10 protein-coding genes are annotated in these 12,870 nt (G+C 52.0%); all 10 read left to right on the forward strand.

Annotated elements, in window-relative coordinates; all coding sequences use genetic code 11:
• Positions 1-265 precede the first annotated feature (265 nt).
• The 10 genes from adhE to KNP68_RS12100 all read left to right on the forward strand — a co-directional run bounded on the left by adhE (position 266) and on the right by KNP68_RS12100 (position 12,859).
• Positions 266-2,857, forward strand: coding sequence for a bifunctional acetaldehyde-CoA/alcohol dehydrogenase (adhE, locus tag KNP68_RS12055; RefSeq protein WP_214799720.1), 2,592 nt, complete (start codon positions 266-268; stop codon positions 2,855-2,857).
• Between the two features lie 141 nt (positions 2,858-2,998).
• A complete protein-coding gene (locus tag KNP68_RS12060; protein ID WP_214755908.1) occupies positions 2,999-4,189 on the forward strand; it encodes a zinc-binding metallopeptidase family protein in 1,191 nt (396 codons plus the stop codon).
• A gap of 103 nt (positions 4,190-4,292) precedes the next feature.
• A complete protein-coding gene (locus KNP68_RS12065; protein WP_214755909.1) occupies positions 4,293-5,204 on the forward strand; it encodes an alpha/beta hydrolase in 912 nt (303 codons plus the stop codon).
• 139 nt (positions 5,205-5,343) lie between these two features.
• Complete coding sequence (locus KNP68_RS12070) at positions 5,344-6,090, forward strand: DeoR/GlpR family DNA-binding transcription regulator (protein WP_029595570.1); 747 nt, start codon at positions 5,344-5,346, stop codon at positions 6,088-6,090.
• Positions 6,087-7,016: a 1-phosphofructokinase gene (gene pfkB / locus KNP68_RS12075; protein ID WP_214799722.1), complete on the forward strand. Its 930-nt coding sequence runs from the start codon at positions 6,087-6,089 to the stop codon at positions 7,014-7,016. The genes KNP68_RS12070 and pfkB overlap by 4 nt, the downstream gene beginning before the upstream one ends.
• Complete coding sequence (locus KNP68_RS12080; RefSeq protein WP_214708640.1) at positions 7,013-8,920, forward strand: PTS fructose transporter subunit IIABC; 1,908 nt, start codon at positions 7,013-7,015, stop codon at positions 8,918-8,920. The genes pfkB and KNP68_RS12080 overlap by 4 nt, the downstream gene beginning before the upstream one ends.
• A 133-nt stretch (positions 8,921-9,053) precedes the next feature.
• The gene (locus KNP68_RS12085; RefSeq protein ID WP_138859476.1) at positions 9,054-9,575 is read left to right on the forward strand and encodes a GNAT family N-acetyltransferase; all 522 of its coding nucleotides are present in this window, start codon (positions 9,054-9,056) and stop codon (positions 9,573-9,575) included.
• 198 nt (positions 9,576-9,773) lie between these two features.
• Positions 9,774-10,166: a hypothetical protein gene (locus KNP68_RS12090; protein ID WP_214799724.1), complete on the forward strand. Its 393-nt coding sequence runs from the start codon at positions 9,774-9,776 to the stop codon at positions 10,164-10,166.
• Between the two features lie 74 nt (positions 10,167-10,240).
• Entirely contained in the window at positions 10,241-10,708 is a 468-nt protein-coding gene (locus KNP68_RS12095) for an SRPBCC domain-containing protein (protein ID WP_214799725.1), read from the forward strand.
• A gap of 171 nt (positions 10,709-10,879) precedes the next feature.
• Positions 10,880-12,859: a methyl-accepting chemotaxis protein gene (locus tag KNP68_RS12100; protein WP_214799727.1), complete on the forward strand. Its 1,980-nt coding sequence runs from the start codon at positions 10,880-10,882 to the stop codon at positions 12,857-12,859.
• Positions 12,860-12,870: the final 11 nt, after the last annotated feature.

Consider the following 12,870-nt stretch of genomic DNA (forward strand, 5'->3'; position numbering starts at 1 on the left):
ATGTAAGCGTTTACATATCGCATATGCTTTATTTTCATGAAAACGCATTCGATTTTACTGAGCGTCATATGAAAAAGCAAGCCCTATCCTCATTCTCCTAAAAAATATTGTGAAAGAGTTCACATTGTTGTCACGCACAAAATGCGAGAAACATTGTATTCTATGAATGTGAAGGAAAGCACAAACTCTTCTCAAACCAACTGATTGCCCCGTGCTCTCCATCAAGTCAACAGTATAAGCTCTCATTCATGAGGAGGAAACCAACATGGCAGTTAAAGAGAAAGCAGTAGTAGAAACATCAGCAGAACAGATGGTCGATACGCTCGTCACTAGAGCCCACACGGCGCTTGAGACATTGATGACGTTCGACCAAGAGAAAATCGATGCGATCGTTCAAGCGATGGCGTTAGCCGGTCTCGAACAACACGTCGCCCTCGCGAAACATGCATATGAAGAAACAGGTCGCGGTGTGTTTGAAGATAAAATGATCAAAAACATCTTTGCGACAGAATATATTTATAACTCACTCCGTGGCGAGAAGACGGTTGGCGTCATCGAGGACGATGAGCAAAACGGTATCACGTACATCGCAGAACCAGTCGGAGTCGTCGCCGGGGTCACACCGGTCACGAACCCGACATCAACGACGATGTTCAAAGCAATCATCGCCATCAAAACACGTAACCCGATCATCTTCGGTTTCCACCCGTCGGCACAACAGTGTTCAAGTGAAGCGGCACGCATCCTTCGTGACGCAGCCATCGAAGCGGGAGCTCCGGAACACTTGATTCAATGGGTTGAAAAACCGTCACTCGACGCGACGAAAGCGCTCATGAACCACCCAGGAGTCGCCATGGTCCTCGCAACTGGTGGAGCGGCGATGGTCAAATCAGCCTACTCGACTGGTAAACCAGCCCTTGGCGTCGGTCCTGGTAACGTTCCGGCCTACATCGACAAAACAGCAAAAGTAAAACGTGCCATCTCGGACGTCATCTTGTCGAAAACGTTCGATAACGGGATGATCTGTGCATCTGAACAAGCGATTATCGTCGACCAAGAAGTGTACGAAGAAGTGAAAGCCGAAATGACGGCGCTCGGTTGCTACTTCTGCTCACCAGAAGAGAAAGCAAAACTCGAGACACTCGTCATTAAAACAGACTCTTGTGCGGTCAACCCGGAAATCGTCGGGAAGCCTGCAGCCTGGATCGCCGAACGAGCTGGACTCACAGTCCCGGCCGATACGAAAATCTTGATCGCCGAACTCGAGACGGTAGGTGCGACAGAACTGCTCTCACATGAGAAACTCAGCCCAGTACTCGGAGCCTACAAAGTCCAATCGCGTGAAGAAGGATTCGCCATCGCTGAGAAGATGCTTGAAATCGGTGGTCTCGGACATACGGCAGCCATCCACTCGACTGACGACGCCGCCATCCTCGCATTCGGACTCCGGATGAAAGCTTGCCGCATCATCGTCAACTCGCCAACGGCACACGGCGGGATCGGTGATCTCTATAACGAAATGACACCATCACTCACACTCGGTTGTGGGTCGTACGGTAAAAACTCCGTCTCTGAGAACGTGACGGCGAAACATCTACTCAACGTGAAAAAGGTGGCGAGACGTCGCGTGAATATGCAATGGTTTAAAGTCCCTGAAAAGATTTACTTTGAGAAAAACTCGGTCCAATACCTTCAATCGCTCACATCGAAAAAACGGGCGATGATCGTCACGGATGAAATGATGGTCAAACTCGGATTTGCTGATAAAGTCGTCAAAAACTTGCCGGCTGGCGTCGAGTACCGCATCTTCGACCAAGTCGAGCCAGACCCGTCAGTTGAGACGGTCATGCGCGGTGCCGAAGCGATGCGTCACTTCCAACCAGATATGATTATCGCCCTCGGCGGTGGATCACCAATGGATGCTGCGAAAGGCATGTGGCTCTTCTACGAACGCCCAGAAGAGAAGTTCTCGAACCTTCGCCAAAAATTCATGGATATCCGCAAGCGGACGTACAAATTCCCGACGCTCGGTAACAAGTCGATGTTCGTCGCCATCCCGACAACATCAGGTACGGGTTCTGAAGTGACACCGTTCACGGTCATCACGGATAAGAAACGCAACGTCAAATACCCGATCGCTGACTATGCGATTACACCGGACGTCGCCATCGTCGACCCTGAGTTCGTCATGACGGTCCCAGCTTCAATCACGGCGGATACAGGAATGGACGTGTTGACACACGCCATCGAAGCGTACGTTTCGGTCATGGCAAACGACTATACGGATGGACTCGCGCTTCGTTCGATGAAGATGATTTTCGATTACCTTCCGAAAGCGTATGAGAACGGCAGTGACGCCGAAGCACGTCAGAAAGTCCACAACGCATCAACAATGGCTGGTATGGCGTTCGCGAACGCGTTCCTCGGTATCAACCACTCGATCGCACACAAAATCGGTGGCGAGTTCCATGTCCCACACGGACGGACGAACGCGATCCTTATGCCGCACGTCATCCGCTATAACGCGACACGCCCATCGAAACTCGCGGCGTTCCCGAAATATGAGTCATTCATCGCCGACGAGCGTTACGCTGAAATCGCGCGCTACCTCGGACTTCCAGCCAGCACGACGGAAGAAGGCGTCGAGTCGCTCATCCAAGCGATCATCGAGCTCGGTCAGCGCTTGAACATCAAACTCTCGTTCAAAGCCCAAGGCATCAAGAAAGCGGACCTCGACGCGAAAGTCGACAAGATGGCAGTCGACGCGTTCGAAGACCAATGTACGACGGCTAACCCGAAAATGCCGCTCGTTGAAGAATTGAAAGAGATCATGTACGCTGCTTACGAAGGCGTATAAGTCTTGCACCAATCAAACGGTTTCCCTCGTTCGGAGGGAGGCCGTTTTTTTGTGAAAAAGAAATATACAATTGTCAGATCACTTAATATAATAGGATAATACAACCATTTATTGGTGAGTTTTTTTGATGGAGATACGCAGATGACAATTATGTACAGCTTACTGTCGGCACTATTTACCGTTTTTCTTTATTTCAATCCGCTTTCATCAACAAGTCCATATGAAACGGCTGAATATTTTGCGTCACAAGATCGGGATGCAGATAGTTACGATAGTTTTGAGTTTTTTGACACATTTGGTACAGAGCTAGAAGTGAGTGCGAAGCGTGTCGTTCATTACGTGGAGCGCTCTACTTATTGGACGGACATTTATCTAGGCGACGATTATTTTGAAGGATATTCGAGCATGGCGCTCGAACAGGAGATCAAAGGTGAACTTTTACATATGAACTGGGATGACCCCATCGAACAAGTGGAAGGCAAAGTGATTGTGTTACCGATGACAGACACTTCTCTCGAAAAGTCGCATACGGCCTATACGTCAGATTATTACGGGGTCATCGATAATGATGAAGCGGCCAACCGTTACTTAGGTAAACTCGCTGAAGCAGGGGCAGCCGGTTACGTCATTACACCGCATCCGAATGAACCGGATGAGAGCGGCTTCGTGATTGTTTCCTATACATTACCGATTGGGGGTACCGGAGTCGATGGAGAGGCGGCCAAAGCTTTTCGTGATGGCGAAATGATTGTCATCGAACCGTACTGCGAAGAAATACCGTACATAGAGTATGTTCAACAAGGGGAAGGGGATGAAGAAATTGTCATCATGTCTCGCCTTGACGCTTCGTGGAAAGGGGATCATGTCCTCTCAAGCGTTAGTGGGTCTTCCGTCCTTTATCATTTATTAGAAAAGATGGACGGTGTGAAAACCGATGCCACAATCCGCTACGTTTTTTTAAATGGTAGTGGGTTTGGAGAAGAGGCAAGTGATGACTATCTCGCTCGATTGAAAGAGCGTCAACCATCGGTAAAGACGATTCTGCAGTTAGATGCCATGGGAACGGGGGACGACCCACTTTACATTCGAACGATCGGGATGAAACGCCACTCCTTTTTAGAGACAGAACCGTTCGACGCACTTGATGTGACGATATTAGGCAGTTCAAGTCTGGACAGCTACGGAGAAGCTGACTTACCTCTGGCCGTCCTGAGCGATTCGCGGTTGGCAGTTTATGACTTGCATACTGAATACGATAATCTAGATCGTCTATCCAATGAAGTGATGGAAGAGCAAGTTGAATGGCTGAAGCAGTGGCTGATCACTCAATGAAACGATTTTCCCCGAGACGTTCCTAATAAGAACGTCTTTTCTTTACGGATAAACACTCGTCCTCTCTTAAATACTTCGGTATGATGAAAGGGGAGGCGATACGATGGAACGACAACTGAACGTGACAACGAATTATGGACAACTGGCCGGTACGTGGATGACCCACGGCGAGCCCCGAAAGACGGTCGTCCTGCTCAGCGGGAGTGGGCCGAGCGACCGGGACGGCAATTTGGGACCATCCCAATTCGGCACGTATAAAAAACTGGCCGAGGCGCTCTTTAAGATGGGTGTCAACGTCTACCGGTATGACAAACAAGGCATCGGAGAATCGGACGGTGATTTCAATAAAGTCGGGCTGCACGACCTGGTGACAGATGCGATCACCGTCGTCAACGTCATCAAACAGGAGCCGGACGCAGGGGACATGTATGTGCTCGGTCACAGCGAAGGGGCCGTCATCGCCCCGGCGGTCCAGCTAGAGACGAACGCGGCCGGACTGATTCTTCTTGCCGGATTCAACGATTCCTCGAAGAAGATGTTCTTGCTGCAAGCCGACGCACTCGCAACTGAAGTCGGTTCGGTGAAAGGACTCAAGGGCGTGTTCTATCGATTGACCGGCGTCCCGAAGAAGATTCGCCAGCGCCAAGACGATTTGCTTGAACGGTCGTTACGGACGAACGTCGCCGCCTTCAAGTACCGCGGCCAAGTCGTCAACGCCAAATGGATTCGCGAGCATGCATCCTATGACGTCCGGGAGCGGCTCGAACATGTGCGTGTTCCCGTGCTCGCCCTGACCGGCGACCGCGACGTCCAAGTCCCACCGGAGCACGTCCATTCGATTCGGACGAAAGGGGACGTCGACAGCCACATCATCCATGACATGAACCACTTGCTCGTCGAACGGACGAGTCCGCACGCGCTCCTCACGTTGCATAAGGAATATCGGGACGCCATTGAGGCGCCGCTTCATCCCGAACTCATCCGCCGATTGAACGATTGGTTGATGAAACGATAATGAACTGTCAAAAACGGTCACTAAGTGACCGTTTTTTATGTTATAATTGTGACAACGTAAAAAAAGATGAATGTTTTTGAATGTTTATGATTGTTTTTTAAATGAAAACGCTTTATATTAGAGCTACGGAGGGAATATGATGTTAACGAAGCAACGACATCAACTGATTTTGCAACGTCTGTCGGAGCAAAAGATTGTCAAATTGAAAGAATTGGTCGAGTTGACGGCATCGTCGGAGTCGACGATTCGCCGGGATTTGACCGACCTCGAAGCAGAAGGTTATCTCGAACGGGTACACGGCGGCGCAACGCTCGTGGCCCGCTACGAAGAAGAGCCGACGTTCGAGGAGAAACGAGATCAACACGTCGATGAAAAAGTCGCGATCGCACGGAAGGCCGCGACATTCATCGAAGACGGGATGTCCGTCTATCTCGATGCCGGGACGACGACGCAAGCGATGGTTCCTTTCTTAGATGGAAAAGACGTCATCGTCGTGACGAATAGTTTACCGATCGCCAACGACTTGTTCGACCTCGATATTAAGACGTTCGTGATCGGCGGTGAGTTGAAACGGTCGACACAGGCACTCGTCGGCTATAACGCTCGGGAGAGCATGATGAACTATCGGGTCGACCTCGCTTTCCTTGGCATCAATGGCGTCGACCTAGAGGCCGGGTACACAACCCCAGACCCGGAAGAGGCACTCGTCAAAAAAACAGCAATCGAACTGGCTCGCGAGGCGTACATTTTGGCGGACGATTCAAAATTCGGGAAACGTTCGTTCAGCCGGGTGGCACCGCTCGAAGCGGCCACACTCGTCACATGGAGCGACTCGACAAGCGTCAGTTCAATTCAATCAATCACAAAGGTGGTGAACGCCCAATGATTTACACGTTAACACTGAACCCCTCAATCGATTATTACGTGACGCTCCCTGAAGTCGTCCTCGGTGAAGTCAACCGGATTCAAGAGACGACGCAGCGGGCCGGAGGAAAAGGCATCAACGTCGCGTTCGTCTTACGTGAATATGACGTCGACACGGTCGCGTTAGGATTCGTCGGCGGCACGACGGGAGACTTCATCAAGAAGGCGCTGACCGACAAGGGCGTCCAAACCGATTTCGTCGAAGTCGATGGAGAAACGCGCATCAACGTCAAGATTCGAGCGCAAGAAGAGACGGAATTGAACGCGAGCGGCCCGGTCATCTCGGACACGGAACTTGAACGGTTGACGCGTCAGTTCGATCACGTTCAACCGGGAGACATCGTTGTCCTCGCCGGAAGCATTCCGGGCAATCTGCCGGATACACTCTACCGCACGCTCGCTGAGACGGTTCGGGCAAACGGTGCCGAGTTCGTCGTCGATACGACGAAGGAAGCGATGCTCGAAGTCCTCTCACTCAAACCGCTCATGATTAAACCGAACCACCATGAACTCGGTGAACTGTTCGATACAGACATCGAGACGTTCGAGCAGGCACTCCCATATGCGGAGCAGTTGGTCGAACGCGGTGCTCAAAACGTCATCGTCTCATTCGCCGGTGACGGTGCCATGCTCGTGAACGCTTCAGGAGCTTATACGGCGAACACACCGCGTGGCAAACTCGTCAACTCGGTCGGCGCAGGCGATTCACTCGTCGCCGGATTCGTCGCCAACATTCTCGACCACGACGCAACCGAAGCGTTCCGCTATGCGGTTACGACCGGCAGCGCGTCTGCATATACGTTCGGGCTGTGCACAAAAGAAGACGTGGACCGCTTGGTCGGCGAAGTCAGCGTCACCCCACTATCTCGATTGGAGGAAACAACATGAACATCACGGACCTTCTTAAAAAGGACACGATTCAACTGAATCTCCGCAGCCGTTCGAAAGCCGAAGTCATCGAAGAACTCGTCGACGTGCTCGACCGCGCTGGCAAACTATCGGACCGTAACGGCTACCGCGACGCGATTCTCGCACGTGAAGCACAAAGTACGACCGGACTCGGTGAAGGGATCGCCATCCCGCATGCGAAGACGAAAGCCGTCAAACAACCGGCCATCGCCTTCGGACGCTCGGAAGGAATCGATTACGAAGCACTCGACGGCCAAGACAGCCGCTTGTTCTTCATGATCGCCGCCGGAGAGCACGCCAATAACGAACACTTGGAAACACTCTCGAAATTATCTGTCTTCCTTATGGATCCAGCGTTCCAAGAACGTCTCTATGCGGCCACATCAGAAGATGATGTCATCCGGGCCATCGAAGAAAAAGAAGCGGCTGAGGCGGCTCCTGTTGCTTCGAAACCGGTTCAAGCCGATGCACCTTACATCCTTGCTGTCACGGCTTGTCCAACGGGTATCGCGCACACGTACATGGCTGCCGATAGCTTGAAGCAAAAAGCAGAGGCGATGGGAGTTGACATCAAAGTCGAGACGAACGGTTCGACCGGTGTCAAAAACGAATTGACAGCTGCCGATATCGCGAAAGCGACTGCCATCATCGTCGCGGCCGATAAAGCCGTCGAGATGGACCGGTTCGCCGGAAAACATGTCATCGAAGTCCCGGTCGCCCAAGGCATCCGGAAGCCGGAAGAGTTGATCAACCGGGCCGTCAAACAAGACGCACCGGTGTATCGAGGAACCGGTTCGTCAGGTGGGACGAAAGAACAGCGCACAGGCATCTATAAGCACTTGATGAGCGGTGTATCCGCGATGCTCCCACTCGTCGTCGCTGGTGGTCTCTTGATCGCCATCAGCTTCTTCTGGGGCATCAACTCGGCAAACCCGGATGACCCGTCATTCAATGAATTTGCGGCACAACTCAACACAATCGGTGGTGCAGCCTTTAGCTTCCTCGTCCCGATTCTTGCCGGTTTCATCGCGATGTCAATCGCCGACCGTCCAGGTCTCGCACCAGGTCTTGTCGCTGGTTTATTAGCCAGCCAAGGTGGCGCCGGATTCCTCGGCGGACTCATCGCCGGTTTCCTTGCCGGATATGTCGTCCTCTTCTTGGTTAAAGCACTTTCTAAACTACCGGCCTCGCTTGAAGGAATTAAACCGGTATTACTCTATCCGTTACTTGGGTCATTTATTTCCGGTATGATCATGTTACTCGTTGTCAATAAACCGATCGCAGCCTTCATGACATGGTTGATGGATGTCATGAACAGCCTGAGCGGCGCCAACGCCATCTTGCTCGGTGTTATCGTCGGTGGAATGATGGCCGTCGATATGGGTGGTCCGATCAACAAAACAGCCTACGTCTTTGGTACAGCTGCACTCACTGCCGGTAACCAAGAAATCATGGCAGCTGTCATGGCCGGTGGGATGGTACCACCGCTTCTCGTCGCATTCGCTTCGACTGTGTTCGCCCGTCAAAAGTTCTCGAAACAAGAACGTGAAGCCGGGAAGACAGCGTATATCATGGGTGCCTCGTTCATCACGGAAGCGGCCATCCCTTTTGCAGCGGCCGACCCGATTCGGGTATTGCCGTCAGCGATTCTCGGATCAGCCATCGCTGGTGGATTGTCAGCCTTCTTCGCTATCCAATTGCCAGCGCCACACGGTGGAGTCTTCGTCTTCCCACTTCTTGAAGGAGCTGGAAACGTCGTCATGAGCATGGGTCTTTACGCCCTCGCGATTCTTGCCGGAGCCTTGATTGGAGCACTGCTCCTCTCGTTCTTGAAAAAACCATTGACGGAGACGCAAGCTACAACAACGCGTAACGTCGCTTGACCAGTACGACCGTAGGATTTCCTACGGTCGTTTTTTGTCAAATGATTGTCAGTCAAATCTGGAAGAAGTCTGATTTCGATTGGGTGATTTGTGGTAAAATACTTGTAAAACTTACGCTAAGGAGGGGGTACGGATGCTCATACGGAAAGCCGAGCCAAAAGACGCTTACGGGATTGCGCGGGTGAGGGTGAACGGATGGCGCACAACCTATCGGGGAATTGTGCCGGCCGACTTTCTCTTGAAGCTCGGTTCGAACGCAATCGAGTGGTCTGAAAAGGTCCGCAGCGCCCTCGCGAAACGAGAAGTCGAAGGGTTTGTCGCCATCGTCGAAGAGGAAATCGTCGGGTTCGTTCTTTACGGGGAAGAACGGACGGGCGAATATCCGGACCATCCGAATGAGATTTATGCGATTTACATTCTAGAGGACCATCAGCGTAACGGGATTGGTTCGCTATTGCTGGAGCAAGCGATTCAAGCGATGTCGAATCACGGGCTCATCATTTGGGCGCTCGAATTGAACCCTTACCGCACGTTCTATGAGCAACGTGACGGGCAAGTCATCGATGCGAAAGAGCGCTTGTTCGGGGAACTTGCCCTCCGTGAAGTCGCCTACGGATGGACGAAAGGGAATCACGACGCGATTGTCGGAGCATAATCGGACACGACTCTACTGTCGTGTCCTTTTTTTAGACTACACACAAAACAAAGGAACAGGCTAGGTGACTATGTGAACATCTATAGCATAACCAAATATCATCCTGAAACGAGAGGAAAAATTGACGAGTGGACGGAAATCACGGACATCCTCCGAACGTTTGACGGTGTCGTCTTCACGTTGGAGGAATATCTCCGCGTGGAATCGAATTACGTTGAAGCGATTGAGCGAATCATGGGTTATTTAGGAGTGAAGACATTGACTGTCTCCTATCTTGAACGACGTGATTATGCGTATCGCCCCTCTTCGAAAAGCGCGTTCAATGCGCTTTATCCGATCCGGATGAGAGATCTTCGTAAAAAAGTGAGGCCAGGGAAGGCACTGTCACGAGACCAAATCCCGAACATGCTTCGACTCATGTTAAGGAATGCGCTTTACGCTGAGTTAGAGTCTAAAGTGAATGAGTCAGACGAAGAGTATAGGTTCAAAGTGATCTTTGGATACGACTATATGATGGGCGTCCATTCGGTAATAGATTTATCCCCGCTTCGAGACGAATTGTTGCGCATGGATATGTATCTTGAGAGTTGATTTGGCGAAGAAATTTAAAAGGAAGTTCCGCACGACTGACTGTACTGTAGCATGAGCTAAAGGAGTGATCCGATATGAATCGACGCATCGATACAGCCGTGGCATGGATTGAGGCAACTCCAGAACGGATCTATCATGCATTTCTCAACTCTGATGAGCTCGTCGAGTGGCTTCCACCGAAAGGGATGTCGGCTCGCGCGACCGTGTTCGAGCCATGGGTCGGCGGCACGTATCAGCTCGTCCTCACGTATGAAGAAGCCGATCTCCTCTCCGGCAAAACGACGGACCGGACCGATGTGTCGACCGGACGCTTTTTGGACCTCGTCCCCGGTCTCAAGATTGTGCAGGTGGGTACATTCGAGTCAGCAGACTCGGCTTTTGCTGGTGAGATGATTCAGACGTGGTATTTGGAGGCGCTCGATGGAGGGACACGCGTCACAATCGTTTGTGAGAACGTGCAGCCGGGCATCCGGAAACAAGATCATGATGTCGGACTTCGCTCCACACTCGATAATCTGGCCCGCTATTTGACCAACGACTGAGTCCGTTTGTTTGCCTCGTGCAAGCAGACGGTCTTTTTGTGTATGAAAAGGGTTTCAGTAACGAAAAATAGAAAAAGGTGATGTTTTTTTGTCTAGGGTGTCAACATCCTCCCCCATCTGTCCGATACAATGGTTAACATAACGAGTTTTCTCGAGAATGGGAGATGTTTTATGAGACGAAAGCACGACCGTACGATCACCATTAAACAAAAACTGATTACGATGTCGTTGGTGTTATTATTGATCCCTTCTTTATTGATTGGATTTGTCGCCTACAATCAGGCGAAACAAAAGATCACCGAACAAATCATGCAGTCGGCCCACGCGGGAGTGGAGCGGATGAATGATGAGATTACCAACTTGATTGAACCGATTCAACGCGATGTTGCGTTCTTTGCCGGACGGATTGATTCGTCCCTCTATGAGTCGGGGGCAGAGAACCTTGATTTGGAAGAGAAGTTTCTTGAGTATTTGGAGACGCATCCGAACGTGACGAATATTTACTACGCCTCGACGGGAGGGGAGATGACGATTTATCCGGCACAAGAGTTACCGGATGATTACGACCCGCGGACTCGTCCATGGTATGAGGCGGCCGAAGCGGCCGGTGGGAACGTCGTTGTGACGGACCCGTACGTCGATGCGGCCTCGAACAAGATGATGGTCACGCTGTCTCAGACAGGGACGGACGGTCGCGGTGTCATCGCGGTTGACGTCGAGGTCGACGATATCGCAGCCGTCGCGGCGAGCATTCAAATCGGGAAAGAAGGCTATGTGACGATTCTGGATACGTTGCAACGTTTCGTCACCCACCCGACGATGGCGGCCGGGGAGAAAGGCGAAGGCGAATGGATTGAACCACTCTATGCGGAAGATGCGGGCCGCTTTGGCTATGAGTTCGAGAATGAAGGCAAGCAGATGGACTTCATGACGAACGAGTTGACGGGTTGGAAGATTGCCGGGACACTTTATGACGAGGAGATCACGGATGAGACGTCTGGCATCCTATGGACGACCGTCGGTGTGATCGCGTTGATGCTCGTCTTGGCAGTGGGACTACTTTACTTCATCTTACGCTCAATTTTACGTCCATTGAACCGCTTGACGGTCGGAGCTGAACGGATTCAAGCTGGTGACTTGACCGAGGACATCATCGTCGAGTCGAACGACGAAGTCGGTCGTGTCGCGGCGAGCTTCAACGAGATGACGCGTTCCTTGCGCGCCATCATCCAAAACCTCGATCAATCGATCGGGCAAGTCGCCGCCTCGTCACAGGAACTGATGGCCAACTCGGCGCAGAACACGGCCGCCTCGGAACAAATCGCCGGATCGGTGCAACAGATGGCAGCCGGAGCGGATGACTCGAAACGTCAACTCGACGATAACGCCGTATCGCTCCAAGCCATCACTGGTGGCATCATGCGTATCGCTGAAAGTTCGACCGACGTGTCAGAACTGTCCCGTGAGACGGCGCTCGAGGCCGAGAACGGGACGACTGCCGTCACGGAGAACGTGGCCCAGATGCAAGCGATCGACTCATCGGTCGAGACGTTCGGCAAAGTCATCCATTCGCTCGCCGAACGGTCGAACGAGATTGGCAATATCGTCGACGTCATCAACGGCATCGCTACCCAGACGAACTTGCTCGCCTTGAACGCCGCGATTGAAGCGGCACGGGCCGGCGAGAACGGGAAAGGCTTCGCCGTCGTTGCGAGCGAGGTCAGAAAGCTTGCCGAACAGTCACAACAGTCGACGAAACAGATTTCCGAGTTGATTGATAATATCAAACAAGAGACGGAACGTTCGGTCCAGTTGATGAAAGAAGTGTCGGCCCATACGAAAGCTGGGCTCGAGACGACGGAGAACACGGCCAAGCGTTTCCAAAAAATCATGACGCAAACGCAAGCGATGACGCCGCGCATCGAGGACGTGACGGCGACGGTTGAAGAGATCGCGGCGAACGTAGAGGAAGTATCGGCCGCGGCGACACAAATTGCCCATATCGCCGACGAGAACTCGGTCGCCTCGAAACAAGTGGCGGCGACGACCGAGGACCAACTCGGTTCGATGGAAGAAATCGCACAGTCCGCGAAGGCACTCGCGGATATGGCGGAAGAGTTGCAGGAGCTTGTCTCACGCTTCAATGTATAGAAAAGAGGATG

This window comes from Exiguobacterium sp. s50, from assembly GCF_018618175.1.
Lineage (GTDB): Bacteria > Bacillota > Bacilli > Exiguobacteriales > Exiguobacteriaceae > Exiguobacterium > Exiguobacterium chiriqhucha.

Excerpts from the sequence above, each read along its gene's own strand:
- KNP68_RS12100 (WP_214799727.1), top strand. The coding sequence starts at position 10,880 with ATGAGACGAAAGCACGACCGTACGATCACCATTAAACAAAAACTGATT.
- KNP68_RS12065 (WP_214755909.1), top strand. The coding sequence starts at position 4,293 with ATGGAACGACAACTGAACGTGACAACGAATTATGGACAACTGGCCGGT.
- adhE (WP_214799720.1), top strand. The coding sequence starts at position 266 with ATGGCAGTTAAAGAGAAAGCAGTAGTAGAAACATCAGCAGAACAGATG.
- KNP68_RS12085 (WP_138859476.1), top strand. The coding sequence starts at position 9,054 with ATGCTCATACGGAAAGCCGAGCCAAAAGACGCTTACGGGATTGCGCGG.
- pfkB (WP_214799722.1), top strand. The coding sequence starts at position 6,087 with ATGATTTACACGTTAACACTGAACCCCTCAATCGATTATTACGTGACG.
- KNP68_RS12095 (WP_214799725.1), top strand. The coding sequence starts at position 10,241 with ATGAATCGACGCATCGATACAGCCGTGGCATGGATTGAGGCAACTCCA.
- KNP68_RS12080 (WP_214708640.1), top strand. The coding sequence starts at position 7,013 with ATGAACATCACGGACCTTCTTAAAAAGGACACGATTCAACTGAATCTC.
- KNP68_RS12060 (WP_214755908.1), top strand. The coding sequence starts at position 2,999 with ATGACAATTATGTACAGCTTACTGTCGGCACTATTTACCGTTTTTCTT.
- KNP68_RS12070 (WP_029595570.1), top strand. The coding sequence starts at position 5,344 with ATGTTAACGAAGCAACGACATCAACTGATTTTGCAACGTCTGTCGGAG.